At 55.5% G+C, this 26,273-nt stretch carries 16 protein-coding genes, 4 tRNA genes, 3 rRNA genes, 1 pseudogene and 1 riboswitch; of the genes and pseudogenes, 7 read left to right on the forward strand and 17 right to left on the reverse strand.

The genetic code is table 11. The features are described 5' to 3' along the window. Positions 1–11: 11 nt before the first annotated feature. On the reverse strand, positions 12–350 hold the full coding sequence (locus FZF21_RS21295) for a DUF413 domain-containing protein (protein WP_006808641.1): 339 nt from the start codon (positions 348–350) through the stop codon (positions 12–14). Positions 351–468: 118 nt separating this feature from the next. On the opposite strand from FZF21_RS21295, the gene hdfR reads away from it, so the two are divergent. After that, on the forward strand, positions 469–1,290 hold the full coding sequence (gene hdfR / locus FZF21_RS21300) for an HTH-type transcriptional regulator HdfR (protein WP_017693775.1): 822 nt from the start codon (positions 469–471) through the stop codon (positions 1,288–1,290). Positions 1,291–1,389: 99 nt separating this feature from the next. Here the strand turns inward: hdfR and FZF21_RS21305 are convergent. The 9 genes from FZF21_RS21305 to btuB form a co-directional block, all read right to left on the reverse strand. Continuing rightward, positions 1,390–1,465 (reverse strand) — tRNA-Trp (locus FZF21_RS21305). Between the two features lie 52 nt (positions 1,466–1,517). Beyond that, positions 1,518–1,594 (reverse strand) — tRNA-Asp (locus FZF21_RS21310). A 55-nt stretch (positions 1,595–1,649) separates the two neighbouring features. Continuing rightward, positions 1,650–1,765: ribosomal RNA gene (gene rrf / locus FZF21_RS21315) — 5S ribosomal RNA — on the reverse strand. A 67-nt stretch (positions 1,766–1,832) separates the two neighbouring features. Beyond that, a 23S ribosomal RNA gene (locus FZF21_RS21320) occupies positions 1,833–4,737 on the reverse strand. Positions 4,738–4,907: 170 nt separating this feature from the next. Continuing rightward, a tRNA-Ala gene (locus FZF21_RS21325) sits at positions 4,908–4,983 on the reverse strand. 105 nt (positions 4,984–5,088) lie between these two features. After that, positions 5,089–5,165 (reverse strand) — tRNA-Ile (locus tag FZF21_RS21330). A 70-nt stretch (positions 5,166–5,235) separates the two neighbouring features. Beyond that, positions 5,236–6,777: ribosomal RNA gene (locus FZF21_RS21335) — 16S ribosomal RNA — on the reverse strand. Together the 16S, 23S and 5S rRNA genes with 4 tRNA genes alongside form the textbook arrangement of a ribosomal RNA operon. A 386-nt stretch (positions 6,778–7,163) precedes the next feature. Then, positions 7,164–8,015, reverse strand: a complete 852-nt coding sequence (gene murI / locus FZF21_RS21340) for a glutamate racemase (protein ID WP_003862067.1) — start codon at positions 8,013–8,015, stop codon at positions 7,164–7,166. Further along, positions 7,960–9,810: a TonB-dependent vitamin B12 receptor BtuB gene (gene btuB, locus FZF21_RS21345; protein ID WP_023304629.1), complete on the reverse strand. Its 1,851-nt coding sequence runs from the start codon at positions 9,808–9,810 to the stop codon at positions 7,960–7,962. The genes murI and btuB overlap by 56 nt, the downstream gene beginning before the upstream one ends. Positions 9,811–9,875: 65 nt before the next feature. Continuing rightward, positions 9,876–10,052: riboswitch (cobalamin riboswitch) on the reverse strand. A gap of 104 nt (positions 10,053–10,156) precedes the next feature. On the opposite strand from btuB, the gene trmA reads away from it, so the two are divergent. Next, positions 10,157–11,257 carry a tRNA (uridine(54)-C5)-methyltransferase TrmA gene (gene trmA / locus FZF21_RS21350; RefSeq protein WP_003862063.1) on the forward strand — a complete coding sequence of 367 codons (1,101 nt, stop codon included), beginning with the start codon at positions 10,157–10,159 and terminating at the stop codon, positions 11,255–11,257. A gap of 80 nt (positions 11,258–11,337) precedes the next feature. Here the strand turns inward: trmA and FZF21_RS21355 are convergent, their stop codons facing one another. Beyond that, positions 11,338–11,697 (reverse strand): YijD family membrane protein, encoded by a 360-nt coding sequence (locus tag FZF21_RS21355; RefSeq protein ID WP_017383113.1) that lies wholly within the window; start codon positions 11,695–11,697, stop codon positions 11,338–11,340. 9 nt (positions 11,698–11,706) lie between these two features. Then, positions 11,707–12,345, reverse strand: coding sequence for an HTH-type transcriptional repressor FabR (gene fabR / locus FZF21_RS21360; protein ID WP_003862059.1), 639 nt, complete (start codon positions 12,343–12,345; stop codon positions 11,707–11,709). A gap of 196 nt (positions 12,346–12,541) precedes the next feature. Here fabR and sthA point away from each other — a divergent pair, with 196 nt between their 5' ends. Continuing rightward, complete coding sequence (gene sthA / locus FZF21_RS21365) at positions 12,542–13,942, forward strand: Si-specific NAD(P)(+) transhydrogenase (protein ID WP_003862057.1); 1,401 nt, start codon at positions 12,542–12,544, stop codon at positions 13,940–13,942. Here the strand turns inward: sthA and oxyR are convergent. From oxyR to argC, 4 genes are all read right to left on the reverse strand, one after another. After that, positions 13,925–14,842: a DNA-binding transcriptional regulator OxyR gene (oxyR, locus tag FZF21_RS21370; protein ID WP_003862055.1), complete on the reverse strand. Its 918-nt coding sequence runs from the start codon at positions 14,840–14,842 to the stop codon at positions 13,925–13,927. The two genes, sthA and oxyR, sit on opposite strands and share 18 nt — an antisense overlap. A gap of 305 nt (positions 14,843–15,147) precedes the next feature. Further along, positions 15,148–16,521 carry an argininosuccinate lyase gene (gene argH, locus FZF21_RS21375; RefSeq protein ID WP_032104309.1) on the reverse strand — a complete coding sequence of 458 codons (1,374 nt, stop codon included), beginning with the start codon at positions 16,519–16,521 and terminating at the stop codon, positions 15,148–15,150. Between the two features lie 105 nt (positions 16,522–16,626). Further along, entirely contained in the window at positions 16,627–17,403 is a 777-nt protein-coding gene (argB, locus tag FZF21_RS21380; protein WP_096159761.1) for an acetylglutamate kinase, read from the reverse strand. Between the two features lie 6 nt (positions 17,404–17,409). Beyond that, positions 17,410–18,414, reverse strand: a complete 1,005-nt coding sequence (gene argC, locus FZF21_RS21385; RefSeq protein ID WP_015569957.1) for an N-acetyl-gamma-glutamyl-phosphate reductase — start codon at positions 18,412–18,414, stop codon at positions 17,410–17,412. Between the two features lie 88 nt (positions 18,415–18,502). On the opposite strand from argC, the gene argE reads away from it, so the two are divergent. The 4 genes and pseudogenes from argE (at position 18,503) to FZF21_RS21400 (ending at position 23,887) form a co-directional block, all read left to right on the forward strand. Beyond that, complete coding sequence (gene argE / locus FZF21_RS21390; RefSeq protein WP_015569956.1) at positions 18,503–19,654, forward strand: acetylornithine deacetylase; 1,152 nt, start codon at positions 18,503–18,505, stop codon at positions 19,652–19,654. A gap of 271 nt (positions 19,655–19,925) precedes the next feature. After that, positions 19,926–22,577, forward strand: a complete 2,652-nt coding sequence (gene ppc / locus FZF21_RS21395) for a phosphoenolpyruvate carboxylase (protein ID WP_017383108.1) — start codon at positions 19,926–19,928, stop codon at positions 22,575–22,577. A gap of 86 nt (positions 22,578–22,663) precedes the next feature. Further along, positions 22,664–22,771: pseudogene (locus FZF21_RS22270) on the forward strand (fructose-bisphosphate aldolase); the annotation flags it as partial. A gap of 12 nt (positions 22,772–22,783) precedes the next feature. After that, the gene (locus FZF21_RS21400) at positions 22,784–23,887 is read left to right on the forward strand and encodes a glycerol dehydrogenase (protein ID WP_047736664.1); all 1,104 of its coding nucleotides are present in this window, start codon (positions 22,784–22,786) and stop codon (positions 23,885–23,887) included. A gap of 92 nt (positions 23,888–23,979) precedes the next feature. On the opposite strand, the gene katG is transcribed toward FZF21_RS21400, so the two are convergent. Then, on the reverse strand, positions 23,980–26,160 hold the full coding sequence (gene katG, locus FZF21_RS21405; protein WP_017383105.1) for a catalase/peroxidase HPI: 2,181 nt from the start codon (positions 26,158–26,160) through the stop codon (positions 23,980–23,982). Between the last annotated feature and the right edge of the window lie 113 nt (positions 26,161–26,273).

The raw sequence follows: 26,273 nt of genomic DNA on the forward strand, positions 1-26,273 counted from the left end.
CCCTTCTCTTCTTAATCGTCAGACTCGGTGTAGTCTTCTGCACCTTCCATCTGCGGCTTACCGCCAGACAGCGTATGGAAACGCTTAGGACGCTTAATGCGAGCCATATACTTGATCCATACACGTTCTGCATCAGACTGCGGCTCACGCTCACCACGGCAAACAGAGACAAACTGTTTTTCATCTTCGGTTGCCGGTTCACGTTTACCCAGATCCAGCTCGTTAAAGGCATAACCATGGCGCTCAAGAAGTTGAGCTTCTTTGATAGTGAAATCGCCGTGACGAGAGAACCCGCGCGGGTAATGTTTATTGTCGAAAAAACGATTAGTCGTCGTAAAGCTTTCCGCCATCCTACACGCTCCTAATTCTTTGGCCGAGCTATTTATGGCGCGGAGTATTAGTTACGCTTGACAGAGTGTAAAACAAAACATTTAAATCATAACGACAAATAATTTTGTGGAGAAAGATGTGGATACGGAATTGCTAAAAACTTTCCTCGAAGTGAGCAGAACGCGACACTTTGGGCGAGCAGCTGAAGCCCTCTACCTGACGCAGTCAGCAGTCAGTTTTCGTATTCGACAGCTGGAAAATCAACTGGGTGTGAACCTTTTTACCCGCCATCGCAACAATATTCGTTTAACTCCGGCTGGTGAAAAGTTGTTGCCTTATGCAGAAACCCTGATGAATACCTGGCAGGCAGCGCGAAAGGAGGTTGCGCACACCTCCCGGCATAATGAATTCTCGATTGGTGCCAGCGCTTCACTATGGGAATGCATGCTCAGCCAGTGGCTTATGCGGCTATATCGCACACACAATCATCTGCAATTTGAGGCGAGGATTGCGCAACGTCAGTCGCTGGTTAAGCAACTCCACGAGCGGCAGCTTGATCTGCTGATCACCACAGAAGCCCCCAAGATGGACGAATTTAGCAGCCAGATTGTTGGACAGTTTAGCCTGGCGCTCTATGCATCGGAGCCTGCAATGATGAAGGCCGACCTGAATTATTTACGCCTGGAATGGGGGCCTGATTTTCAGCAACACGAGACGGGGTTAATTGCCAGCGATGATATCCCGCAGCTCACGACAAGCTCAGCGGAGATCGCATGCCAGCATCTTCCCGCATTGAAAGGCTGTACCTGGTTACCTGTTCGCTGGGCGGATAATAAACCCGCACTCCATGTTGTCACCGATTCGACAACGCTCTCCAGGCCGCTGTATGCCATTTGGCTGCAAAACAGCGATAAGCAGTCACAGATAAAAGATCTGTTAAAAACCAGCATACTGGATTAACGCAACAGCCTGCGGAAACGCAGGCTGCTTATTCTTCAGGAAGGTGTTGAGCTGTTTTGCAGGCAAAAAAAATCCTTTGCCGAAGCAAAGGATTCTATATGGCAGGGGCGGAGAGACTCGAACTCGCGACACCCGGTTTTGGAGACCGGTGCTCTACCAACTGAGCTACGCCCCTAAAGTTTTTGCCATTAAGCCTGCCGGAAGGGCAGGCTTAATGTCTTAATAAGTGGCGGAACGGACGGGACTCGAACCCGCGACCCCCTGCGTGACAGGCAGGTATTCTAACCGACTGAACTACCGCTCCACCGAATACTTCTGTAACCACCGGATTAATGCACCGGCTTACTACTTAATTTGATGCCTGGCAGTTCCCTACTCTCACATGGGGAGACCCCACACTACCATCGGCGCTACGGCGTTTCACTTCTGAGTTCGGCATGGGGTCAGGTGGGACCACCGCGCTAAAGCCGCCAGGCAAATTCTGTTAATCTGTATCAGGCTGAAAATCTTCTGTCTCTTCGCCAAAACACCTTCGGCGTTGTAAGGTTAAGCCTCACGGTTCATTAGTATCGGTTAGCTCAACGCATCGCTGCGCTTACACACCCGACCTATCAACGTCGTCGTCTTCAACGTTCCTTCAGGAGACTTAAAGTCTCAGGGAGAACTCATCTCGGGGCAAGTTTCGTGCTTAGATGCTTTCAGCACTTATCTCTTCCGCATTTAGCTACCGGGCAGTGCCATTGGCATGACAACCCGAACACCAGTGATGCGTCCACTCCGGTCCTCTCGTACTAGGAGCAGCCCCCCTCAATTCTCCAGCGCCCACGGCAGATAGGGACCGAACTGTCTCACGACGTTCTAAACCCAGCTCGCGTACCACTTTAAATGGCGAACAGCCATACCCTTGGGACCTACTTCAGCCCCAGGATGTGATGAGCCGACATCGAGGTGCCAAACACCGCCGTCGATATGAACTCTTGGGCGGTATCAGCCTGTTATCCCCGGAGTACCTTTTATCCGTTGAGCGATGGCCCTTCCATTCAGAACCACCGGATCACTATGACCTGCTTTCGCACCTGCTCGCGCCGTCACGCTCGCAGTCAAGCTGGCTTATGCCATTGCACTAACCTCCTGATGTCCGACCAGGATTAGCCAACCTTCGTGCTCCTCCGTTACTCTTTGGGAGGAGACCGCCCCAGTCAAACTACCCACCAGACACTGTCCGCAACCCGGGTAACGGGTCTACGTTAGAACACCAGCCATTAAAGGGTGGTATTTCAAGGTTGGCTCCACGCAGACTGGCGTCCACGCTTCAAAGCCTCCCACCTATCCTACACATCAAGGACCAGTGTTCAGTGTCAAGCTATAGTAAAGGTTCACGGGGTCTTTCCGTCTTGCCGCGGGTACACTGCATCTTCACAGCGAGTTCAATTTCACTGAGTCTCGGGTGGAGACAGCCTGGCCATCATTACGCCATTCGTGCAGGTCGGAACTTACCCGACAAGGAATTTCGCTACCTTAGGACCGTTATAGTTACGGCCGCCGTTTACCGGGGCTTCGATCAAGAGCTTCGCGTTGCCGCTAACCCCATCAATTAACCTTCCGGCACCGGGCAGGCGTCACACCGTATACGTCCACTTTCGTGTTTGCACAGTGCTGTGTTTTTAATAAACAGTTGCAGCCAGCTGGTATCTTCGACTGATTTCAGCTCCGCCCGCAGGGGCTTCACCTACACATCAGCGTGCCTTCTCCCGAAGTTACGGCACCATTTTGCCTAGTTCCTTCACCCGAGTTCTCTCAAGCGCCTTGGTATTCTCTACCTGACCACCTGTGTCGGTTTGGGGTACGATTTCGTGTTACCTGATGCTTAGAGGCTTTTCCTGGAAGCAGGGCATTTATCACTTCAGCACCGTAGTGCCTCGTCATCACACCTCAGCGTTAACAAGGTACCGGATTTACCTGGAACCTCCGCCTACATGCTTAAACCGGGACAACCGTCGCCCGGCTGACATAGCCTTCTCCGTCCCCCCTTCGCAGTAACACCAAGTACAGGAATATTAACCTGTTTCCCATCGACTACGCCTTTCGGCCTCGCCTTAGGGGTCGACTCACCCTGCCCCGATTAACGTTGGACAGGAACCCTTGGTCTTCCGGCGAGCGGGCTTTTCACCCGCTTTATCGTTACTTATGTCAGCATTCGCACTTCTGATACCTCCAGCATGCCTCACAGCACACCTTCAACGGCTTACAGAACGCTCCCCTACCCAACAACACATAGTGTCGCTGCCGCAGCTTCGGTGCATGGTTTAGCCCCGTTACATCTTCCGCGCAGGCCGACTCGACCAGTGAGCTATTACGCTTTCTTTAAATGATGGCTGCTTCTAAGCCAACATCCTGGCTGTCTGTGCCTTCCCACATCGTTTCCCACTTAACCATGACTTTGGGACCTTAGCTGGCGGTCTGGGTTGTTTCCCTCTTCACGACGGACGTTAGCACCCGCCGTGTGTCTCCCGTGATAACATTCTTCGGTATTCGTAGTTTGCATCGGGTTGGTAAGCCGGGATGGCCCCCTAGCCGAAACAGTGCTCTACCCCCGAAGATGAATTCACGAGGCGCTACCTAAATAGCTTTCGGGGAGAACCAGCTATCTCCCGGTTTGATTGGCCTTTCACCCCCAGCCACAGGTCATCCGCTAATTTTTCAACATTAGTCGGTTCGGTCCTCCAGTTAGTGTTACCCAACCTTCAACCTGCCCATGGCTAGATCACCGGGTTTCGGGTCTATACCCTGCAACTTAACGCCCAGTTAAGACTCGGTTTCCCTTCGGCTCCCCTATACGGTTAACCTTGCTACAGAATATAAGTCGCTGACCCATTATACAAAAGGTACGCAGTCACCCCATAAAGAGGCTCCCACTGCTTGTACGTACACGGTTTCAGGTTCTTTTTCACTCCCCTCGCCGGGGTTCTTTTCGCCTTTCCCTCACGGTACTGGTTCACTATCGGTCAGTCAGGAGTATTTAGCCTTGGAGGATGGTCCCCCCATATTCAGACAGGATACCACGTGTCCCGCCCTACTCTTCGAGTTCACAGCATGTGCATTTTCGTGTACGGGACTATCACCCTGTACCGTCGGACTTTCCAGACCGTTCCACTAACACACAAGCTGATTCAGACTCCGGGCTGCTCCCCGTTCGCTCGCCGCTACTGGGGGAATCTCGGTTGATTTCTTTTCCTCGGGGTACTTAGATGTTTCAGTTCCCCCGGTTCGCCTCGTTAACCTATGTATTCAGTTAACGATAGTGCAACGGATTGCACTGGGTTTCCCCATTCGGACATCGCCGGGTCAAAGGTTCATATCACCTCGCCGGCGCTTTTCGCAGATTAGCACGTCCTTCATCGCCTCTGACTGCCAGGGCATCCACCGTGTACGCTTAGTCGCTTAACCTCACAACCCGAAGATGTTTCACTTCTGATTGCGAAAATTTGAGAGACTCGAACACACATGAGCTGTGTGTCGTTTCAATTTTCAGCTTGATCCAGATTTTTAAAGAGCAAAACTTCGCAGTGCACCTTTTCAGGTTCACTCTGAAGTTTTCTTGTGTTCGCAGTAAAAGATGGTGGAGCTATGCGGGATCGAACCGCAGACCTCCTGCGTGCAAGGCAGGCGCTCTCCCAGCTGAGCTATAGCCCCATCGTAGTCACCTCTGTACCGGTAATTTTTGTTGAGGCAAGGCGTGGTGACACGAAGCATACTTATGTATGTGAGTGTCGCCGCAACGCAGCATCAGCAAAAATTTGGTAGGCCTGAGTGGACTTGAACCACCGACCTCACCCTTATCAGGGGTGCGCTCTAACCACCTGAGCTACAAGCCTGTAGAGGTTTTTTACTGCTGTTTTTCATCAGACAATCTGTGTGAGCACTACAAAGGCAGGTTCTTTAAGGTAAGGAGGTGATCCAACCGCAGGTTCCCCTACGGTTACCTTGTTACGACTTCACCCCAGTCATGAATCACAAAGTGGTAAGCGCCCTCCCGAAGGTTAAGCTACCTACTTCTTTTGCAACCCACTCCCATGGTGTGACGGGCGGTGTGTACAAGGCCCGGGAACGTATTCACCGTGGCATTCTGATCCACGATTACTAGCGATTCCGACTTCATGGAGTCGAGTTGCAGACTCCAATCCGGACTACGACGCACTTTATGAGGTCCGCTTGCTCTCGCGAGGTCGCTTCTCTTTGTATGCGCCATTGTAGCACGTGTGTAGCCCTACTCGTAAGGGCCATGATGACTTGACGTCATCCCCACCTTCCTCCAGTTTATCACTGGCAGTCTCCTTTGAGTTCCCGGCCTAACCGCTGGCAACAAAGGATAAGGGTTGCGCTCGTTGCGGGACTTAACCCAACATTTCACAACACGAGCTGACGACAGCCATGCAGCACCTGTCTCAGAGTTCCCGAAGGCACCAATCCATCTCTGGAAAGTTCTCTGGATGTCAAGAGTAGGTAAGGTTCTTCGCGTTGCATCGAATTAAACCACATGCTCCACCGCTTGTGCGGGCCCCCGTCAATTCATTTGAGTTTTAACCTTGCGGCCGTACTCCCCAGGCGGTCGACTTAACGCGTTAGCTCCGGAAGCCACGCCTCAAGGGCACAACCTCCAAGTCGACATCGTTTACGGCGTGGACTACCAGGGTATCTAATCCTGTTTGCTCCCCACGCTTTCGCACCTGAGCGTCAGTCTTTGTCCAGGGGGCCGCCTTCGCCACCGGTATTCCTCCAGATCTCTACGCATTTCACCGCTACACCTGGAATTCTACCCCCCTCTACAAGACTCTAGCCTGCCAGTTTCGAATGCAGTTCCCAGGTTGAGCCCGGGGATTTCACATCCGACTTGACAGACCGCCTGCGTGCGCTTTACGCCCAGTAATTCCGATTAACGCTTGCACCCTCCGTATTACCGCGGCTGCTGGCACGGAGTTAGCCGGTGCTTCTTCTGCGGGTAACGTCAATCGACAAGGTTATTAACCTTATCGCCTTCCTCCCCGCTGAAAGTACTTTACAACCCGAAGGCCTTCTTCATACACGCGGCATGGCTGCATCAGGCTTGCGCCCATTGTGCAATATTCCCCACTGCTGCCTCCCGTAGGAGTCTGGACCGTGTCTCAGTTCCAGTGTGGCTGGTCATCCTCTCAGACCAGCTAGGGATCGTCGCCTAGGTGAGCCGTTACCCCACCTACTAGCTAATCCCATCTGGGCACATCCGATGGCAAGAGGCCCGAAGGTCCCCCTCTTTGGTCTTGCGACGTTATGCGGTATTAGCTACCGTTTCCAGTAGTTATCCCCCTCCATCAGGCAGTTTCCCAGACATTACTCACCCGTCCGCCACTCGTCAGCGAAGCAGCAAGCTGCTTCCTGTTACCGTTCGACTTGCATGTGTTAGGCCTGCCGCCAGCGTTCAATCTGAGCCATGATCAAACTCTTCAATTTAAAAGTTTGATGCTCAATGAATTAAACTTCGTAATGAATTACGTGTTCACTCGTTGAGACTTGGTATTCATTTAGTGTCCGAGGACATTAAGAATCCATGTCACTTTGAGTGCCCACACAGATTGTCTGATAAATTGTTAAAGAGCAGTTGCAACGCGGCTTTCAGCTCATCGTTGCGAGGTCCCGTATATTACGTTTTCCTCATTCAGAGTCAAGCAATTATTTTCACTTTTCTCTGTTGGCGTTCATCTCTGAACCCCGCTGTCCCGGCGGCTTGTAAGCCGTTGTTCCGTGTCAGTGGAGGCGCATTATAGGGAGTTCTCCGACGTTGACAACCCCTCTTTGAAAAAAAACGTTCAACCGTCTCTTTTTTGCTCAAAACCGTGCTACAGCGCCAGTTTTTCGAGCGTTTCGAAGCCATAACGACGTAAAACGGGCAAAAGTTGTTCGGTTTCTTTTGTTATCGCCATACAGAAAGCGATGTTCGCATCCGCTGATTTCGCATCCGGCGCCTCGTGTTCCAGCAGCCAGGCCGTCCGACGCGCAATCGCAGCACCGGAATCCACCAGCCGGGTCCCTTCAGGCAGAACCTTTAACAGCTCTTCCTGTAATAGCGGGAAATGGGTGCAGCCAAGAACAACCGTATCCGGTGGTTCCTGCATCCGCAGCCATGGACGCAAAATACGACGCAGCTCTTCAAGCGATACCGTCTCGCCGTGCAGTTTCGCTTCCGCCATTTCCACCAGCTCCGCGGAGCCGAGCATGGCGATCTGGCATTCATTGGCAAAGCGCTCTATAAGCTCACGCGTATAAGGACGTTTTACCGTACCGCGCGTAGCCAGCAACCCCACAATGCCGTTCGCCGTCAGACGCGCCGCAGGTTTGATTGCCGGAACAACGCCCACAACCGGGAACGGGAATTTTTCGCGCAGGGCAGGAAGAGAGACCGTGCTTGCCGTATTACAGGCAATGACCGCCAGCGCCAGGGGATAACGCTTTTGTACCGCGGTGACGATTTCAACCACGCGCTCAACAATAAAGTCTTCACTCTTTTCCCCATACGGGAACGCGACGTTATCGAAGGCGTAGATGTAATGGAGATCCGGCAGGAGCTGCCGAATCTCATCATAGACCGACAGCCCACCGACGCCGGAATCAAACACCAGCACGGTGGGACGCGGATCAGAAGGTGTAGCTGCCAGACAAGGTGTATTCCCGTCCTGCAGTTTGGTAGCCATAAACTGTCTCGTAATCTTTATCGAACAGGTTGGCTATTTTACCACGAACTGTGAGATGAGAGGTGACAGGATATGAAACCGCGACGTCCCACAGGCTGACGCCGCCCATTTTCACGCGTTCTGTGGCGTAGGTATTCGGATCAACGGCAACGTCATAGCGAGTGCCCAGATAACGGTACGCCAGATTCCAGTCGAGATCCCACACCTGCCAGTCAAGCTGATACTTAACCTGTTGCTTTGAGCGACGAGCCAGGACTTCGTTAGTTTTCGCATTACGCGGGTCGACGTAGTCGTAAGAAATCTGATGCCCTACCGGGCCAGTGTCGAACTGGGCCGTCGCCTCGATTCCTTTAATACGGGCTTCATCGACGTTGTAATAACGGTAAGTCCGCGGGTCGCTATTAATGAGGTTATCGATATCATTACGATAGCCCGTCACACGCCAGTTTACCGGCCCCGTCAGACCTTCAAAGCCACCTTCCCACTGCTTACTCTCTTCTGGCTTCAGATCCGGATTACCGTAATCTTTACTGTGGATCTGGCTCATGGTCGGTGCTTTATACGCTGTACCGTAAGAACCGATGATGCGATACCCCTCGATGAACTCCCATGCGGCGCTGGTCTGCCAGGTGGCGTGATTGCCAAAATTAGAGTTATCGTCATTACGCGCCGCCGCTTCCAGCGTCACGCTGTTGAACTGCTGCATCGCCGAAAGGAACACGCCGGTATTACGTTGTTCGTAACCTTTTTCCAGATAGCCCGTACCCGCCTGGGTTTTCTGCTTCTGCCAGTCCAGACCCGCGCCGATATTGCCGTGACCCACTTCAACCGTATTCAGCCACTGGGTGGTGTACTGCTTCACGTCATCCATGGTTGCGGAGTCAGCGTAGCGGCCTTTTTTCGGATCATAGTTCTGATCTTTGCTACGGCCATACCCTGCCACCAGCTGTGACTGGAAAATACCCTGGTTATAGCGCAACCCGGTGTCCCAATTCTGGCTGTAAACCTGACGCGTGTCCGGCCGCCCATCAATGCCGGTCGCACCATAGTGATCGTAACCGTCATACGCGGAGCGGTTATCGTAGCCAAAGCCACGGAAGAACCCACTGACGCTGTCGGTAAACTGCTGCTCCACCGAGCCAAATAGCGATTTACTCATAAAACCATCGCGGTCTGGCTGGCGCGGGGCATCTTTTGCGGCAATATCAAAACCACGGGTATAGGTATAATCACCGGCCATGGTGATTTTGGTTTTATCGAACACCTGCTGGAAGGCACCGTTATAGTTTTGATACCCCTTTGAACCGACACCCGCAGAAATTTCTGCACCCGGCTTGTCGCGCCCGGTAATGATGTTAATCACACCGCCAATCGCGTCGGAGCCATACAGCGCCGAACGTGGGCCGCGAATGTACTCAATACGCTGAATCAGCGACGTCGGAATTTGGCTTAAATCGGGAACATTGCTGATCCCGGCATTATTCAGGGGGATACCATCAATCAGTACCAGAACATGGCGGGATTCCGTACCGCGAATAAACGTTGAAGAGGTTGACCCCATCCCGCCGCTTTGTGCGATGTCCACACCCGGCAGGCGTGACATGATTTCCACAACACTCGTTGCCTGCCAGCGTTCAATATCCTCACGGGTCACGACGGAGGTCGGAGCCAGAACGGTTTTTGCTGGTTGTTCGAAACGGTTTGCTGTCACCACCAACGAGTCGGCGCTTTCCTGCGCCCAGCCCGAAAATGCCGTGACGGAAAACGCCGTCAACAGCGATACTTTTTTAATCATTGTTAAAGCATCCACAATATAAGAAGGATGCCGCAGGCCTCATCGATAGCACGCGATGATGAAACCAAATGCGACGTGATCCCGGCAGGTCTTCGGGCTGGGTGGCGTTATACGGATGAAGACTTCCCATTTTCACAGTGTCTACAACTCTCATCCCGCCAGTCTTTACCGCTGCGCGTCAGCTCCAGATTTGCACTGGATTCCCTTTTCACTCTCAGGAGACCGGAAACAGAATGCTACAATTAGACACGTATAGATGTCCAGATAGCTATTAGCCATTAAATCTGGACATCCACTGCACAATCCCTACAATCCCCGCGTAATTCTTTATCACTCAGGACGCATCATGACCCCCGAACACCTCCCGACAGAACAGTACGACGCACAGCTGGCAGAAAAAGTTGTCCGCCTGCAAAGTATGATGACGCCTTTCAACGCGCCGGTTCCCGAGGTGTTTCGTTCTCCGGTCAGCCACTACCGTATGCGCGCTGAGTTCCGCATCTGGCACGATGGCGATGACCTGTACCACATCATTTTCGATCAGCAGACGAAATCCCGCATTCGCGTAGACAGTTTTCCGGCGGCGAGTGAGCTCATCAACCAGCTGATGACGCTAATGATCGACGGTGTACGCAACAATCCGGTGCTGCGCAACAAGCTGTTCCAGATTGACTACCTGACCACCCAAAGCAATCAGGCCATTGTTTCTCTGCTCTATCACAAAGCGCTGACCGACGAGTGGCGCGAGCAGGCAGAAGCCCTGCGCGATGCGCTGCGCGCGCAGAACATCAACGTGCACCTGATTGGCCGCGCGACCAAAACCAAAATCATGCTGGACCAGGATTACATCGACGAGCGTCTGCCGGTAGCAGGTAAAGAGATGGTTTACCGTCAGGTAGAGAACAGCTTCACCCAGCCGAACGCCGCCATGAACGTGCAGATGCTTGAGTGGGCGCTGAAGGCGACAGAAGGGTCTAAGGGCGATCTGCTGGAGCTCTACTGCGGTAACGGCAACTTCTCGCTGGCGCTGGCGCGTAATTTCGAGCGCGTGCTGGCGACGGAAATCGCCAAACCGTCGGTGGCAGCCGCGCAGTACAACATCGCCGCTAACCATATTGATAACGTACAAATTATTCGTATGGCGGCAGAAGAATTTACCCAGGCGATGAACGGCGTACGCGAGTTTAACCGCCTGCAAGGGATTGATTTGAAGAGCTACCAGTGTGAGACAATTTTTGTCGATCCGCCGCGCAGTGGCCTGGACAGCGAAACCGAGAAGATGGTGCAGGCGTACCCGCGTATTTTGTACATCTCCTGTAACCCGGAGACGCTGTGCAAGAATCTGGAAACATTAAGCCAGACGCACAAGGTTGAACGTCTGGCGCTGTTCGATCAGTTCCCGTATACGCACCATATGGAGTGCGGCGTTTTACTTACCGCACGGTGATCTGTAGGCCGGATAAGCGTAGCGCCATCCGGCATTTTTTGGCAGATGGCGCTTCGCTTACCTGCCCTACAAATAATTCATTACTCCGGTAACTGGCTCTTGCGGCTACGCATGCGCGAGCCAATCCAGAACACCAGCGCCACAGACAGTACCGCAGGCAGGAAGTTAGAGCCAATATCCGGATACTCTGCGCGCACCACGGTGCTGTACAACAGTACACCCAGAATAAAACAGGCTGCGGCCAGTCCCGGTAACCCAACCGGCATGGTGCGGTTCAGATAACGTTGATGCAGGCAGTACACCGTCAGCACCAGCGCGATAATCGGGAAAATCGAGAACGGTACAATTGAGCTAAAAACCGCCGCAAACGTACCATTAATGGATAAGCCAGCGATCAATGCCAGCAACAGCGTTCCTTTATCCTGACCTGACTGTTTCATTACTCACCTTCACTCATCGTTTTGATGTGCCAACTTCTCTTGTTCACGGCGATACCAGTAGTACGCACCTTTAGAAATCATCCGCAGCTGCAATACCAGTCGCTCTTCGAGTTGCTTACGTTGTTCAATGCTGACATCCAGCGCTTCGGCACCCGCGCTGAAAACAATCGTCACCATCGCCTCGGCCTGTGCTTCAGTAAACGCACGCGGCATATGGTTTTCGAGTTCAAGATAGTCGGCAAGTTCCGCGATGAAATGCTGAATTTCACGCGCGACGGCGGCACGAAACGCGGCTGAAGTTCCGGAACGCTCACGCAACAGCAGGCGAAACGCGTTAGGGTTATTGCCGATAAATTCCATAAATGTCGACACGGAGGTGCGGATCACGCTGCCGCCTTTGGCGATACGCTGACGCGCCTGACGCATAAGCTGGCGCAGCATCAAACCGCTCTCGTCGACCATGGTCAGGCCCAGTTCATCCACATCACGGAAATGACGATAGAAGGACGTTGGCGCAATCCCGGCCTCGCGCGCCACTTCACGCAGGCTCAAACTGGCAAAACTCCGCTCAGCACTCAGTTGACTGAATGCGGCTTCCACCAGCGAACGCCGGGTTTTCTCTTTTTGTTGTGCTCTTACGCCCATCACGATAGTTGAATCCTTCCAAAGGCCCGTTGGCACTATACCAGAGAATAAAATTAATCTGTTTACCTGGCTTTGTGAATGATTGTTTACGGGCGGTTTGTGCTCCACTGCCCGAAAAAAGCACAACGATAATTGGGTTACCCTGGCAATGATGTTATGATTCTGTTGCTTTTATGTATAAGAACAGGTAAGCCTTGCCATGCCACATTCCTACGATTACGACGCAATAGTTATTGGTTCCGGCCCCGGCGGCGAAGGTGCTGCTATGGGTCTGGTAAAACAGGGAGCCAGAGTAGCGGTTATTGAGCGCTACCATAACGTCGGCGGCGGTTGCACCCACTGGGGCACCATCCCTTCGAAAGCCCTCCGCCACGCCGTTAGCCGCATTATCGAATTTAACCAGAACCCTCTTTACAGCGACCACTCCCGACTTCTTCGCTCCTCCTTTGCCGATATCCTGAATCACGCAGACACGGTCATTAACCAGCAGACGCGCATGCGTCAGGGTTTCTATGAGCGCAACCACTGTGAAATTCTGCAAGGGAACGCGCATTTTGTGGATGAACACACCCTGGCGCTAGAGTGCCACGACGGTTCGGTTGAGACGCTCACCGCTGAAAAATTTGTGATCGCCTGCGGCTCCCGTCCTTACCATCCGGCAGACGTGGATTTCTCGCACCCGCGCATTTACGACAGCGACTCCATCCTCAGCCTGCACCACGAGCCACGCCATGTGATCATCTACGGCGCGGGCGTGATTGGCTGTGAATATGCGTCGATCTTCCGGGGAATGGAGGTCAAAGTTGATCTGATCAACACCCGCGACCGGCTGCTGGCGTTCCTCGATCAGGAGATGTCAGATTCCCTCTCCTACCACTTCTGGAACAGCGGCGTGGTGATTCGCCACAACGAAGAGTACGAGAAAATCGAAGGCTGCGACGACGGTGTGATCATGCACCTGAAATCCGGTAAGAAGCTGAAGGCGGACTGCCTGCTGTACGCCAACGGCCGTACCGGCAACACGGATTCATTGCAGCTGGAGAATATCGGGCTTGAAACCGACAGCCGCGGTCAGCTCAAGGTCAACAGCATGTACCAGACTGCGCTGCCGCACGTTTACGCGGTCGGTGACGTGATTGGTTACCCAAGCCTGGCCTCCGCCGCGTACGATCAGGGCCGCATCGCAGCACAGGCGCTGGTGAAAGGTGAAGCGACGGCGCATCTGATTGAAGATATCCCGACGGGGATCTACACCATTCCGGAAATCAGCTCTGTCGGCAAAACCGAGCAGCAGCTGACGGCCATGAAGGTGCCTTACGAGGTGGGTCGTGCCCAGTTTAAACATCTGGCGCGGGCGCAAATCGTGGGGATGAGCGTAGGTACGCTGAAGATCCTGTTCCATCGCGAGACGAAAGAGATCCTCGGTATTCACTGCTTCGGTGAACGCGCGGCGGAAATCATTCATATCGGCCAGGCGATCATGGAGCAAAAAGGTGGTGGCAACACCATTGAGTACTTCGTTAACACCACCTTTAACTACCCGACCATGGCGGAAGCCTATCGGGTAGCTGCGCTGAACGGCTTAAACCGCCTGTTTTAACGCGCTGTCGAAATGGCCATCCATCGCACCCCGGATGGCCTCTGCCAGCTGCTCATAGCGGCTGCGCAGCGGTGACCCCGGACGATAAACCAGACCAATGGTGCGACGCGGCTCCGGCTTAATACACGGCAGATAGACCACGCCATCACGTTTACGCTCGTGCGGCACCGCCAGCGCAGGCAGCAGCGTAATACCGCTTCCCGCCGCCACCATATTACGCAGCGTTTCCAGGCTGGTTGCGCGGAAATGGGTATCTTCATCGGCACCCGCTTCGAAGCAGAAGCCCATCGCCTGATCGCGCAGACAGTGGCCATCTTCCAGCATCAGCAGCTTTTCCCCGGCCAGATCGGCCATCGGCACGCGATCGCGGTTCGCCCACGGGTGATCTTCATAGATCGCCAGCATCATCGGCTCATCGAACAGCGGTACTTCAATAAACGCTTCACTCTCTTTGACCAGCGCCAGGATCGCGCAGTCGAGCTTGCCACTGTCCAGCTGCGCCAGCAGCTGATGGGTTTGCGCTTCATGCAGGTACATTTCGAGTTTCGGGAACGTCTGGTGCAGCATCGGAATGATTTGCGGCAACAGGTACGGGCCAACGGTTGGGATCAGGCCAATATGCAGCGGGCCGGACATCGCTTCCCCCTGCTGGCTTGCCATTTCCTTGAGCACTTTGACCTCGCGCAGTACGGTGCGCGCCTGATCCACCAGCAGAAGACCTGCCTGCGTGAACAGTACCTTACGACTGGTGCGCTCCAGCAGCATCACGCCCAGCTCATCTTCCAGCTTGCGGATCTGACCGCTCAGCGTTGGCTGGCTGACGTGGCAGGAGTCTGCCGCGCGGCGAAAATGGCGATGCTCAGCTAACGCTACCAGGTATTCAAGATCACGAATATTCATTATTCATCCTCCGTCGCCACGATAGTTCATGGCGATAGATAGCATAGCAACGAACGATTATCCCTATCAAGCATTCTGTTGAATAATACATCACATAGACGAGGCGGCACGTGTTTGACCCTTGACGTCCCCGCACCGTCAGCGAGTTTCTCTCAAAACTCGAAAAACTAAAGCCAACGTGAACTTTTGCGGACCCCGTGGTCCGCTTTTTTTTGCGTAAAAAAAAGCCCAGCACTAAGCCAGGCTCCGTTTTTCTCCCTCTCCCTGTGGGAGAGGGCCGGGGTGAGGGCACCAGCCCGCACTATTCAAACCAACCGGTTTTTCGCATCCGCAATCGCCTGCGCTACCTGCTTCGGCGACACGCCACCTTTCGCTGCACGCTTATCCAGGCAGGATTGCAGGGCCAGAATCGGGTAGACATCATCCCCGATAACCGCGCTGAATTTTTGCAGGTCGGCAAGCGCCAGCTCTTCAAGGGCTTTACCCTGACGAATCGCTTCCACCACCGCTTCACCCACAATATGGTGCGCCTCGCGGAACGGTACGCCTTTCGCCACCAGGTAGTCCGCCAGCTCGGTAGAGTTAGCATACCCCTGCTGCGCCGCTTCCTGGCAGCGCGGACGTTTCACCTGAATGCCGTCCAGCACCAGCGCGCCCATATGCAGACAGTCCAGCCAGGTGTCGAGCGCGTCGAACAGCCCCTCTTTGTCTTCCTGCATGTCTTTGTTGTATGCCAGCGGCAGCCCTTTCAGGGTCATCATCATACCGGTCAGCGCGCCCTGCACACGGCCACACTTACCGCGGATCAGCTCCAGCGCATCCGGGTTTTTCTTCTGCGGCATCAGGGAGGAGCCGGACGTCACGCGGTCGGACAGCTCTACAAACCCGGCTTCGCCAGAGTTAAAGAAGATCAGGTCTTCGGCAAAGCGCGACAGGTGCACCATCCCGATAGAGGCATTCGAGAGCAGCTCCAGCACGTGGTCACGGTCAGAGACGCTGTCCAGGCTGTTGCGGGTGGCGGAGGCAAAGCCCAGCCAGCCTGCCAGCTGCTCACGGTCGATTTCATACGCCGTACCGGCCAGCGCGCCGCTGCCCAGCGGGCTGACGTCCAGACGCTTTAAGGTATCCTGTAAACGGCTCTCATCACGCGCCAGCATCTCAACGTAGGCCAGACACCAGTGCGCGAACGTCACTGGTTGCGCGCGTTGCAGGTGGGTATAACCCGGCATCACCGCATCCTGATTGCTCTGCGCGGTGTCCACCAGCGCGCTCTGCAACTGACGATTCGCCGCCAGCAGTTCGCCGACGGTCTCTTTGCACCACAGCTTCAGGTCGGTCGCCACCTGGTCATTACGGCTACGCCCGGTATGGAGCTTTTTACCCAACTGGCCGACTTTGTCGATCAGTTTGCCTTCCACCCAGCTGTGAATATCTTCGGCATCGCTCTGGAGGATTTGCTCCGGATCCAGACGCACCTCTTCCAGCAGGTTGTTCAGCGCCTCTTCCAGCTGCTGCTGTTCGTCTGCGGTCAGCACGCCAACGGTCACCAGCGCTTTGGACCAGGCCACAGAGCCGACAATATCCTGTTCGGCCAGGCGGTAGTCGAAGCGCAAAGAGTCGTTGAACTGTTTGAACCGCTGATCCGCTGCCTGTGTAAAACGCCCACCCCAAAGTGCCATAACGAATTTCCTTAATGATGATATTTTTGCCCGGTGGCGCTGCGCTTACCGGGCCTACAAAATTCACGTAGGCCGGATAAGCGAAGCGCCATCCGGCACAGAATCTTAAGCCAGAATACGCGTGCCAATCGGCGTGCCGTTAAACAGCGCCGGAAGCTGCTCTGCGTGACGCCAGGAGGCGATATCCACCGGGCGGCCCAGCGTGCGGGCCGCATCCAGCGCGGCGTTAACTTTAACGATCATGCCGTCGGTGATAATGCCCTGATCGATCAGCTGCTCGGCTTTTGCGGCGGTCATTTCCGCAATGCGCTGGCCTTTGCCGTCCAGAATGCCGCTCACGTCGGAGAGCAGGATCAGGTCTGCGCCCAGCGTTGCCGCCAGCGCCGTCGCCGCCTGGTCCGCATTGACGTTCATCAGTTCGCCCTCTTCGGTCACGCCGATTGAGCTCACCACCGGCAGGAAACCGCCTTCCAGCAGGGTGTTAATCAGCTCAGGCGAACCTGGCTGCGCCAGTCCAACATGGCCAAGCTCTTCGTCGAGCTGGGTCACTTTTACGCTATCGCCATCGCCCAGAAAGAGGCCAACGGAGGCGATATGGTGTTTCTTCGCCCACGCCAGCAGCGTTTTGTTCGCCGTTCCCGCCAGCGCGCCGGTAATGATGTCAATCTGATCCGCTGGCGTCACGCGCAGGCCATTTTTCTTTTTCACCGGCAGGTTGAGCCCTTTCATCAGCTCATCCACCACGCAACCGCCGCCGTGCACAATCACCAGCGGACGTTGGTGTGATTCGCGATAGTTCACCAGTGCGGTAAACAGGCGCTCCAGCGCTTCTTCGCTGTCCAGCAGTACACCACCGAGTTTGATAATTAATGGATTCATCATCACACCTTAAATAAGAGCCTGCGTTTCAGGGAAGCCGAAACGAATATTTGCACACTGCATTGCCTGTGCGGCAGCGCCTTTGAGTAAGTTATCTTCTGCGGCGACCACAATCAGATGCTCGCCCTGCACGGCAAAGCCGATGTCGCAGAACGGCAGGCCAACCACGTTTTTCAACGCCGGCACGCCTTTGTCATACAGGCGCACCAGCGGTTTATCCGCATACGCCTGCGTGAAGACCTCGCTCACCTGTTCTTTGGTCACACCCGGTTTCAGGCGGCAGGTAATGGTTTCGAGGATCCCTCGCGGGAAGCTGCCGAGGTGCGGGGTGAAAATCACGTCCGCGCCCAGATGGGTGGTGATTTCAGGGTGATGGCGGTGATTAAACACGCCATACGGCTGAAGGCTCACTTCGCAGAAGCTGTTGGAGATCGCCGCTTTGCGCCCGGCGCCGCTCACGCCACTGGTGGCGTTGATCACCGGCCACTGATGCAGATCCAGCAGACCGGCGTCGATCAGCGGCTTCAGGGAAAGCTGCGCCGCCGTCGGGTAGCAGCCCGGCACGGCAATCAGATCCGCTTCTTTCAGTTTGTCAGCGCTCCACTCCGCCAGGCCGTACACCGCTTTTTCGAGCAGATCCGGGTGCTGATGGGTGAAACCGTAATATTTTTCGTAGAACGCGCTGTCGTTAACGCGAAACGCGCCGGAGAGATCAAAGACCACGCAGCCAGCCGCTAAAAATTGCGGTGCCAGGTCGTGGCTAACTTCATGCGCCGTGGCTAAAAACACAACGTCAACGCCGTCGGTGAACTCGCTGATGTCAGACATGGGCTGCAAAGGCAAATCAACCACGCCCTTAAGCTGTGGATGCAAATCGGAAATTAACTTTCCGGCATCATTGCTTTGCGCTGACACGGTCAAAGCGGTTATGGTCATATGAGGGTGGCGATTTACGTAGCTTACAAGCTCTGCGCCCGCATAACCGCTAGCGCCTACAATCAGCGTATTCAACATCGGGTTCCTTTATGCTCAACGATAATGTATTTTTATTCACATTTATTGCATGAATATTGATACTATCACGACCTAAGGTGTGTCAACAATGAAAATGAACTTACCGCCATTTATCGAGATTTACCGCGCCCTGATTGCCACACCCTCCATCAGCGCGACGGAAGAAGCCCTGGATCAGAGCAATGAGTCTTTAATCAATCTGCTGGCGGGTTGGTTTAGCGATCTTGGGTTTAACGTTGAGGTTCAGCCCGTCCCCGGAACACGCCACAAATTTAACCTGCTCGCCAGTACCGGACATGGCGCGGGCGGCCTGCTGCTGGCTGGCCACACTGACACCGTGCCGTTTGATGATGGCCGCTGGACGCGCGATCCGTTCACGCTGACCGAACATGACAACAAACTCTACGGTTTGGGCACCGCCGACATGAAAGGCTTTTTCGCCTTTATCCTCGACGCGCTGCGTGACGTGGACGTGACAACCCTGAAAAAGCCGCTCTACATTCTGGCGACCGCCGATGAAGAGACCAGCATGGCGGGCGCACGTTATTTCTCTGAAAACACATCGATTCGTCCTGACTGCGCGATCATCGGCGAACCGACCTCTCTGCAACCGATTCGGGCGCACAAAGGCCATATTTCTACCGCGGTGCGCGTGCTCGGACAGTCCGGCCACTCCAGCGATCCGGCGCGCGGCGTGAACGCCATCGAGCTGATGCATGACGCGATTGGCCGCATCATGACCCTGCGCGACGATCTGAAAGAGCGCTATCACTACGAGGCGTTCACCGTGCCGTATCCGACGCTAAACCTCGGCAGCCTGCACGGCGGTGATGCGTCCAACCGTATCTGCGCCTGCTGCGAACTGCATATGGATATCCGTCCTCTGCCGGGCATGACGCTGAGCGATCTGGATGGCTTACTGAACGAAGCGCTGGCACCGGTCAGCGAGCGCTGGCCGGGCCGTCTGACGGTCTCCGAACTGCATCCGCCGATTCCAGGCTACGAATGTCCGCCTGACCATCAACTGGTTCAGGTGGTGGAAAAACTGCTCGGCGAGAAAACCGACGTGGTGAACTACTGCACCGAAGCGCCGTTTATTCAGACGCTGTGCCCGACGCTGGTTCTGGGCCCTGGCTCCATCAACCAGGCCCACCAGCCGGACGAATATCTCGAAACCCGCTTCATCAAGCCCACTCGCGAACTCATTACCCAGGTTGTGCATCACTTCTGCTGGCATTAAAAACGCACCGAACAGTCCCCTCTCCCTGTGGGAGAGGGTTAGGGTGAGGGCAACAAATCGCATGATCTTCGTCACATTCCCATAAGCATCTCTTATCTGACGCAATACGAATTAAATTTCGTAAATTGCCCACATTTATTCGTTTGCTGAACCGTTTTCGCAGCAATTGACGACGGGGGTTTTACGTGGCTTTATAAAGGGAGATGACAAAATAATGTCCAGAAGATTTTCGCATGGGCATAAACAAAAATGATGGGGTGACTGGGTTTTTATGAACGAACAATATTCCGCGTTGCGTAGTAATGTCAGTATGCTCGGCAAAGTGCTTGGAGATACCATCAAAGACGCACTGGGGGAGAACATCCTCGACCGCGTTGAAACCATCCGCAAGCTGTCCAAATCTTCCCGCGCCGGTAACGAGGCCAATCGTCAGGAGCTGCTCACCACCTTGCAGAACCTCTCTAACGATGAGCTGCTGCCCGTTGCCCGCGCCTTCAGCCAGTTTCTGAACCTGGCAAACACCGCTGAGCAATACCACAGCATTTCGCCAAAAGGCGAAGCGGCCAGCAACCCGGAAGTCATTGCCCGCACCCTTCGTAAACTCAAAGACCAGCCCGACCTCAACGAAGCGACCATCAAAAAAGCGGTGGAATCCCTTTCGCTGGAGCTGGTGCTGACCGCACACCCAACCGAAATCACCCGTCGTACGCTGATCCACAAAATGGTGGAAGTGAACAACTGTCTGAAGCAACTGGATAACAAAGACATTGCCGACTACGAACGTAACCAGCTTATGCGCCGTCTGCGCCAGCTGATTGCCCAGTCCTGGCACACGGATGAAATTCGTAAGCATCGCCCAAGCCCGGTCGACGAAGCCAAATGGGGCTTTGCGGTGGTGGAAAACAGCCTGTGGGAAGGGGTCCCCAACTACCTGCGCGAGCTGAACGAACAGCTGGAAGAGAACCTGGGCTACCGCCTGCCGGTTGATTTTGTTCCGGTGCGCTTTACCTCCTGGATGGGCGGCGACCGCGACGGCAACCCGAACGTGACGGCGGAAATCACCCGCCATGTCCTGCTGCTGAGCCGCTGGAAAGCGACCGACCTGTTCCTGAAAGATATTCAGGTGCTGATCTCCGAGCTGTCGATGGTGGAAGCCACGCCGGAACTGCGCGCGCTGGCCGGTGAAGAAGGCGCCAGCGAGCCGTACCGTTTCCTGATGAAAAAACTGCGCGGTCAGCTGATGGCCACTCAGGCCTGGCTGGAAGCGCGCCTGAAAGGCCAGCGCCTGCCGAAGCCGGAAGGTCTGCTGAGCCAGAACGAACAGCTCTGGGAGCCGCTGTACGCCTGCTATAAATCGCTCCAGGCCTGTGGGATGGGCATCATTGCCAACGGCGAACTGCTCGACACCCTGCGCCGCGTGAAGTGTTTCGGCGTGCCGCTGGTGCGTATCGACGTTCGTCAGGAAAGTACCCGTCATACCGAAGCACTGGGCGAGCTGACCCGCTACCTCGGCATCGGCGACTATGAAAGCTGGTCAGAAGCCGACAAACAGGCGTTCCTGATCCGCGAGCTGAACTCCAAGCGCCCGCTGCTGCCGCGCAACTGGGAGCCAAGCAACGACACCCGCGAAGTGCTCAACACCTGTAAAGCGATCGTGGATGCGCCGAAAGGATCGGTGGCCGCCTATGTGATCTCCATGGCGAAGACCCCGTCCGACGTGCTGGGCGTTCACCTTCTGCTGAAAGAAGCGGGCATTGACTATGCTCTGCCAGTGGCCCCGCTGTTTGAGACCCTCGACGACCTGAACAACGCTAACGACGTGATGACCCAGTTGCTGAACATCGACTGGTATCGCGGCTTTATTCAGGGCAAACAGATGGTGATGATTGGCTATTCCGACTCCGCGAAAGATGCGGGCGTGATGGCAGCCTCCTGGGCGCAGTATCAGGCGCAGGATGCGCTAATCAAAACCTGCGAAAAAGCCGGTATTGAACTGACCCTGTTCCACGGACGCGGCGGCTCCATTGGTCGTGGCGGTGCGCCTGCACACGCAGCGCTGCTCTCTCAACCACCAGGAAGCCTGAAAGGCGGCCTGCGCGTGACCGAGCAGGGTGAGATGATCCGCTTCAAGTACGGCCTGCCGGAAGTGACCATCAGCAGCCTGTCGCTCTATACCAGTGCGATCCTGGAAGCCAACCTGCTGCCACCGCCGGAGCCAAAAGAGTCCTGGTGCCGGATTATGGACGAGCTGTCTGACATCTCCTGCGACCTCTATCGCGGCTACGTGCGTGAAAACAAAGACTTTGTGCCTTACTTCCGCTCAGCCACGCCTGAGCAGGAGCTGGGTAAACTGCCTCTGGGTTCGCGCCCGGCCAAGCGTCGCCCGACCGGCGGCGTTGAATCCTTGCGCGCCATTCCGTGGATCTTCGCCTGGACGCAAAACCGTCTGATGCTGCCGGCCTGGCTGGGTGCCGGTGCGGCGCTGCAAAAAGTGGTGGAAGACGGAAAGCAGAGCGAACTGGAAACCATGTGCCGCGACTGGCCATTCTTCTCTACCCGTCTGGGCATGCTGGAGATGGTCTTCTCGAAAGCCGACCTGTGGCTGGCGGAATACTACGATCAGCGTCTGGTGAAACCAGAGCTGTGGGCGCTGGGTAAAGAGCTGCGCGAGCTGCTGGAAGGCGACATTAAAGTGGTGCTGGATATCGCTAACGACTCCCACCTGATGGAAGACCTGCCGTGGATCGCCGAGTCTATCCAGCTGCGTAACATCTACACCGACCCGCTGAACGTTTTACAGGCTGAACTGCTGCACCGTTCGCGTCTGGCGGAAGAGGAAGGTAAAGAGCCGGATCCGCGCGTTGAACAGGCGCTGATGGTAACGATAGCTGGCGTTGCGGCAGGTATGCGCAACACCGGTTAATGCTCAGTGCCCGGCAGCGCTACGCTTGCCGGGCACTTCTCGATCTTCCCCCTTCCCTGATTTCCCTCTCAATCTTTACCTCCGGTAAGGCAATCACGTTTCCCTTAGACGTAGCGCAACAAATGACCGGCACGCCGGGAGTAGAGTCACTCTTAGTGCAGTTCGAACAGGACAGAATTTACCTCAAACACTAAGGGAGTAATGTTATGGACCGTGTCATTCAATCCCCGGGAAAATACATCCAGGGCGCAGATGTTCTCACTCGCCTCGGCGACTACCTGAAGCCGCTGGCAAATCGCTGGCTGGTGGTGGGCGATAAATTTGTGCTGGGTTTTGCTGAAGAAACCCTGCGCCAGAGTTTTAAAAAAGCCGGACTCCATGCCGAAATTGCACCATTTGGTGGCGAATGTTCGCAAAATGAAATCGATCGCCTGAAAAAGCTGGCCGACAGCACTGACTGTCTGGCGGTGCTGGGTATCGGCGGCGGAAAAACGCTGGATACTGCCAAAGCGCTGGCCCACTTTATGGACGTGCCGGTGGCCATTGCCCCGACCATTGCCTCCACCGATGCGCCGTGCAGCGCCCTTTCCGTGATTTATACCGACAGCGGCGAGTTCGATTGCTACCTGATGCTGCCGCACAACCCGAACATGGTGATTGTCGATACCAAAGTGGTGGCGGGCGCACCTGCACGCCTGCTGGCCGCCGGGATTGGCGATGCCCTGGCAACCTGGTTTGAAGCGCGTGCCTGCTCACGTAGCGGCGCGACGACCATGGCGGGCGGCAAGTGCACGCAGGCAGCGTTAGCGCTGGCAGAGCTGTGCTACAACACGCTGGTTGAAGAGGGCGAGAAAGCGATGCTGGCGGCGGAACAGCACGTGGTCACACCGGCGCTGGAACGCATTATCGAAGCCAACACCTATCTCAGCGGCGTGGGCTTTGAAAGCGGCGGGCTGGCGGCGGCGCATGCCATTCACAACGGCATGACGGCGGTGCCGGATGCGCATCATTTCTACCATGGTGAAAAGGTCGCGTTCGGCACGCTGACGCAACTGGTACTGGAGAACGCGCCGGTTGAAGAAATTGAGACCGTCGCCGCGCTTTGCCACAGTGTTGGGCTGCCGATCACGCTGGCGCAGCTGAATATCAAAGAGGATATTCCGGCCAAAATGCGGCTGATCGCGGAGGCGTCCTGTGCCGAAGGGGAAACCATTCACAACATGCCTGGCGGCGTAACGCCGGATCAGGTCTATGCGGCGCTGCTGGTGGCGGACCAGTACGGACAGCGGTTCTTGCAGGAGTGGGAGTAACGAAAAAAGCCGGGTGGCGCTGCGCTTACCCGGCCTACATGGCACTTTAATTTGTAGGCCGGGTAAGGCGTAGCCGCCACCCGGCACAATGGTTACTTCACATCAAACCGGTCCAAATCCATCACTCGCGCCCATGCGGCAACAAAATCACGAACGAACTTCTCGTGTGCATCACTGCTGGCGTAAACTTCGGCCAGCGCACGCAGGACGGCGTTTGAACCGAAGACCAGATCGGCGCGGGTCGCGGTGTATTTCACTTCCCCGCTGGCGCGATCGCTACCGGCAAACAGCTCGTTTGAGTCGTCGGTCGCTTTCCACTGGGTGTTCATATCCAGCAGATTAACGAAGAAGTCGTTGCTCAGCACGCCCTCGCGGTTGGTAAACACGCCATTCTTGCTGCCATCGAAGTTTGCACCCAGTACGCGCAGACCGCCGATCAGCACCGTCAGTTCCGGCGCGGTCAGGGTCAGCTGCTGGGCTTTGTCGATCAGCAGCGACTCCGTAGTGGACACATCCACCTGCGCACGGTAGTTGCGGAAACCGTCAGCAACCGGTTCGAGCAGGTTAAACATCTCGATGTCCGTCTGGTCCTGACGCGCATCCACGCGGCCCGGGGTGAACGGTACGTTGACGTAAACGCCCGCGGCTTTCGCCGCCTGCTCAACGCCCACAACACCCGCCAGCACGATGATATCGGCCAGTGAGGCTTTATTAGTGGTGCGCTGGATTGCTTCCAGAGCCGGTAACGCCCGCACCGCCGCGGCGTTCACATCCCAGTCGCGCTGAGGCGCCAGCGCCAGACGCGCGCCGTTAGCGCCGCCACGCTTGTCGCCGCCGCGGAAGGTCGATGCCGACGCCCAGGCCACGGAAACCAGCTCGCTCACGGAGAGACCAGAGGCCGCGATTTCTGCTTTCAGGCTTTCAATATCTTCCTGCGTCGGATGGAACACCGGTTGAGGCAGCGGATCCTGCCAAATCAGATCTTCTTTCGGCACTTCCGGGCCGATGTAACGCGCTTTTGGCCCCATATCGCGGTGGGTCAGCTTGAACCAGGCACGCGCGAAGGCTTCGTTGAAGGCCTGCGGATCGTTCAGGAAGCGACGGGAAATTTTCTCGAATTCCGGATCAAAACGCAGCGTCAGGTCGGTGACCAGCATGGTTGGCTTGCGTTTTTTCGACGGGTCGAACGGGTCAGGCATAATTTCAGGCGCATCCACGGCTTCAAACTGAATGGCGCCCGCCGGGCTACGCGTCTGCACCCATTCGTATTTGAACAGGTTCTCGAAGAAGTAATTGCTCCACTGGGTCGGGGTTTGAGACCAGATAACTTCCAGCCCGGAGGTGATGGCGTCAGCGCCAATACCGGTGCCGTGCGTGCTGGCCCAGCCCAGGCCCTGTGCTTCAATCGGCGACGCTTCCGGGTCAGTGCCCACGTGCGTGGCTTCACCTGCGCCGTGCGTTTTACCGAGCGTATGGCCGCCCGCAATCAGCGCGACGGTCTCTTCGTCATTCATGCCCATGTTGCCAAAGGTAGCGCGGATCGCCGCCGCCGCAGACAGCGGTTCACCGCTGGCGTTTGGCCCTTCCGGGTTCACATAAATCAGACCCATTTCGGTGGCCGCCAGCGGGCGCTTCGCCAGCGCTTCCGGGTCACGGTGGGTCAGCCAGGCTTTTTCATCGCCCCAGTTCACGTCCAGATCCGGTTCCCAGACGTCTTCACGCCCGGCACCGAAACCAAAGGTGCGGAAGCCGGAGTTCTCCAGCGCCACGTTACCCGCGAGGATAAAGAGGTCAGCCCAGGAGATTTTTTGTCCGTATTTTTGCTTAATTGGCCACAGCAGGCGGCGAGCCTTATCCAGGCTGACGTTATCCGGCCAGGAGTTCAGCGGTGCAAAGCGTTGCTGACCGCGTCCGGCGCCGCCGCGACCGTCAACGGAGCGATAGGTACCCGCACCGTGCCAGGCCATACGGATAAACAGGCCCGCATAGCTGCCCCAGTCGGCAGGCCACCACGGTTGTGAGTCGGTTAACAGTGCTTTGAGATCGCCCTTAAGGGCGGAATAGTCGAGCTTGCTGAATTCTTTGCGGTAGTCGAAGTCTTCACCCAGCGGGTTAGAACGGCTGGAGTGTTGATTAAGTAGATCGATGCGAAGTTGTTTAGGCCACCATTCTTTGCTGCCGGTACCTGCACCCGCGCTATGATCGACGCCGCCCTGGTGGAACGGACATTTGCCGGCGGATGCCGCGTTATTGGTCTCGTCTGACATGCTCATCGCTATGCTCCCTTTACAGTGTTACCGTTACGATATACACCACTAGCGATAAGAGATAGTTGAATTAATCCACAGATTCGATAGCTAATACCTTTTAACTCTCCGTTCGATTA

The organism is Enterobacter sp. LU1 (assembly GCF_008271405.2).
Taxonomy (GTDB): domain Bacteria; phylum Pseudomonadota; class Gammaproteobacteria; order Enterobacterales; family Enterobacteriaceae; genus Enterobacter; species Enterobacter hormaechei_C.

Bases quoted from the DNA above. Each gene is read 5' to 3' on its own strand.
- katG (WP_017383105.1), bottom strand. From the start codon at position 26,160: ATGAGCATGTCAGACGAGACCAATAACGCGGCATCCGCCGGCAAATGT.
- FZF21_RS21355 (WP_017383113.1), bottom strand. From the start codon at position 11,697: ATGAAACAGTCAGGTCAGGATAAAGGAACGCTGTTGCTGGCATTGATC.
- ppc (WP_017383108.1), top strand. From the start codon at position 19,926: ATGAACGAACAATATTCCGCGTTGCGTAGTAATGTCAGTATGCTCGGC.
- trmA (WP_003862063.1), top strand. From the start codon at position 10,157: ATGACCCCCGAACACCTCCCGACAGAACAGTACGACGCACAGCTGGCA.
- argE (WP_015569956.1), top strand. From the start codon at position 18,503: ATGAAAATGAACTTACCGCCATTTATCGAGATTTACCGCGCCCTGATT.
- FZF21_RS21295 (WP_006808641.1), bottom strand. From the start codon at position 350: ATGGCGGAAAGCTTTACGACGACTAATCGTTTTTTCGACAATAAACAT.
- FZF21_RS21400 (WP_047736664.1), top strand. From the start codon at position 22,784: ATGGACCGTGTCATTCAATCCCCGGGAAAATACATCCAGGGCGCAGAT.
- argC (WP_015569957.1), bottom strand. From the start codon at position 18,414: ATGTTGAATACGCTGATTGTAGGCGCTAGCGGTTATGCGGGCGCAGAG.
- oxyR (WP_003862055.1), bottom strand. From the start codon at position 14,842: ATGAATATTCGTGATCTTGAATACCTGGTAGCGTTAGCTGAGCATCGC.
- murI (WP_003862067.1), bottom strand. From the start codon at position 8,015: ATGGCTACCAAACTGCAGGACGGGAATACACCTTGTCTGGCAGCTACA.
- argH (WP_032104309.1), bottom strand. From the start codon at position 16,521: ATGGCACTTTGGGGTGGGCGTTTTACACAGGCAGCGGATCAGCGGTTC.
- btuB (WP_023304629.1), bottom strand. From the start codon at position 9,810: ATGATTAAAAAAGTATCGCTGTTGACGGCGTTTTCCGTCACGGCATTT.
- sthA (WP_003862057.1), top strand. From the start codon at position 12,542: ATGCCACATTCCTACGATTACGACGCAATAGTTATTGGTTCCGGCCCC.
- argB (WP_096159761.1), bottom strand. From the start codon at position 17,403: ATGATGAATCCATTAATTATCAAACTCGGTGGTGTACTGCTGGACAGC.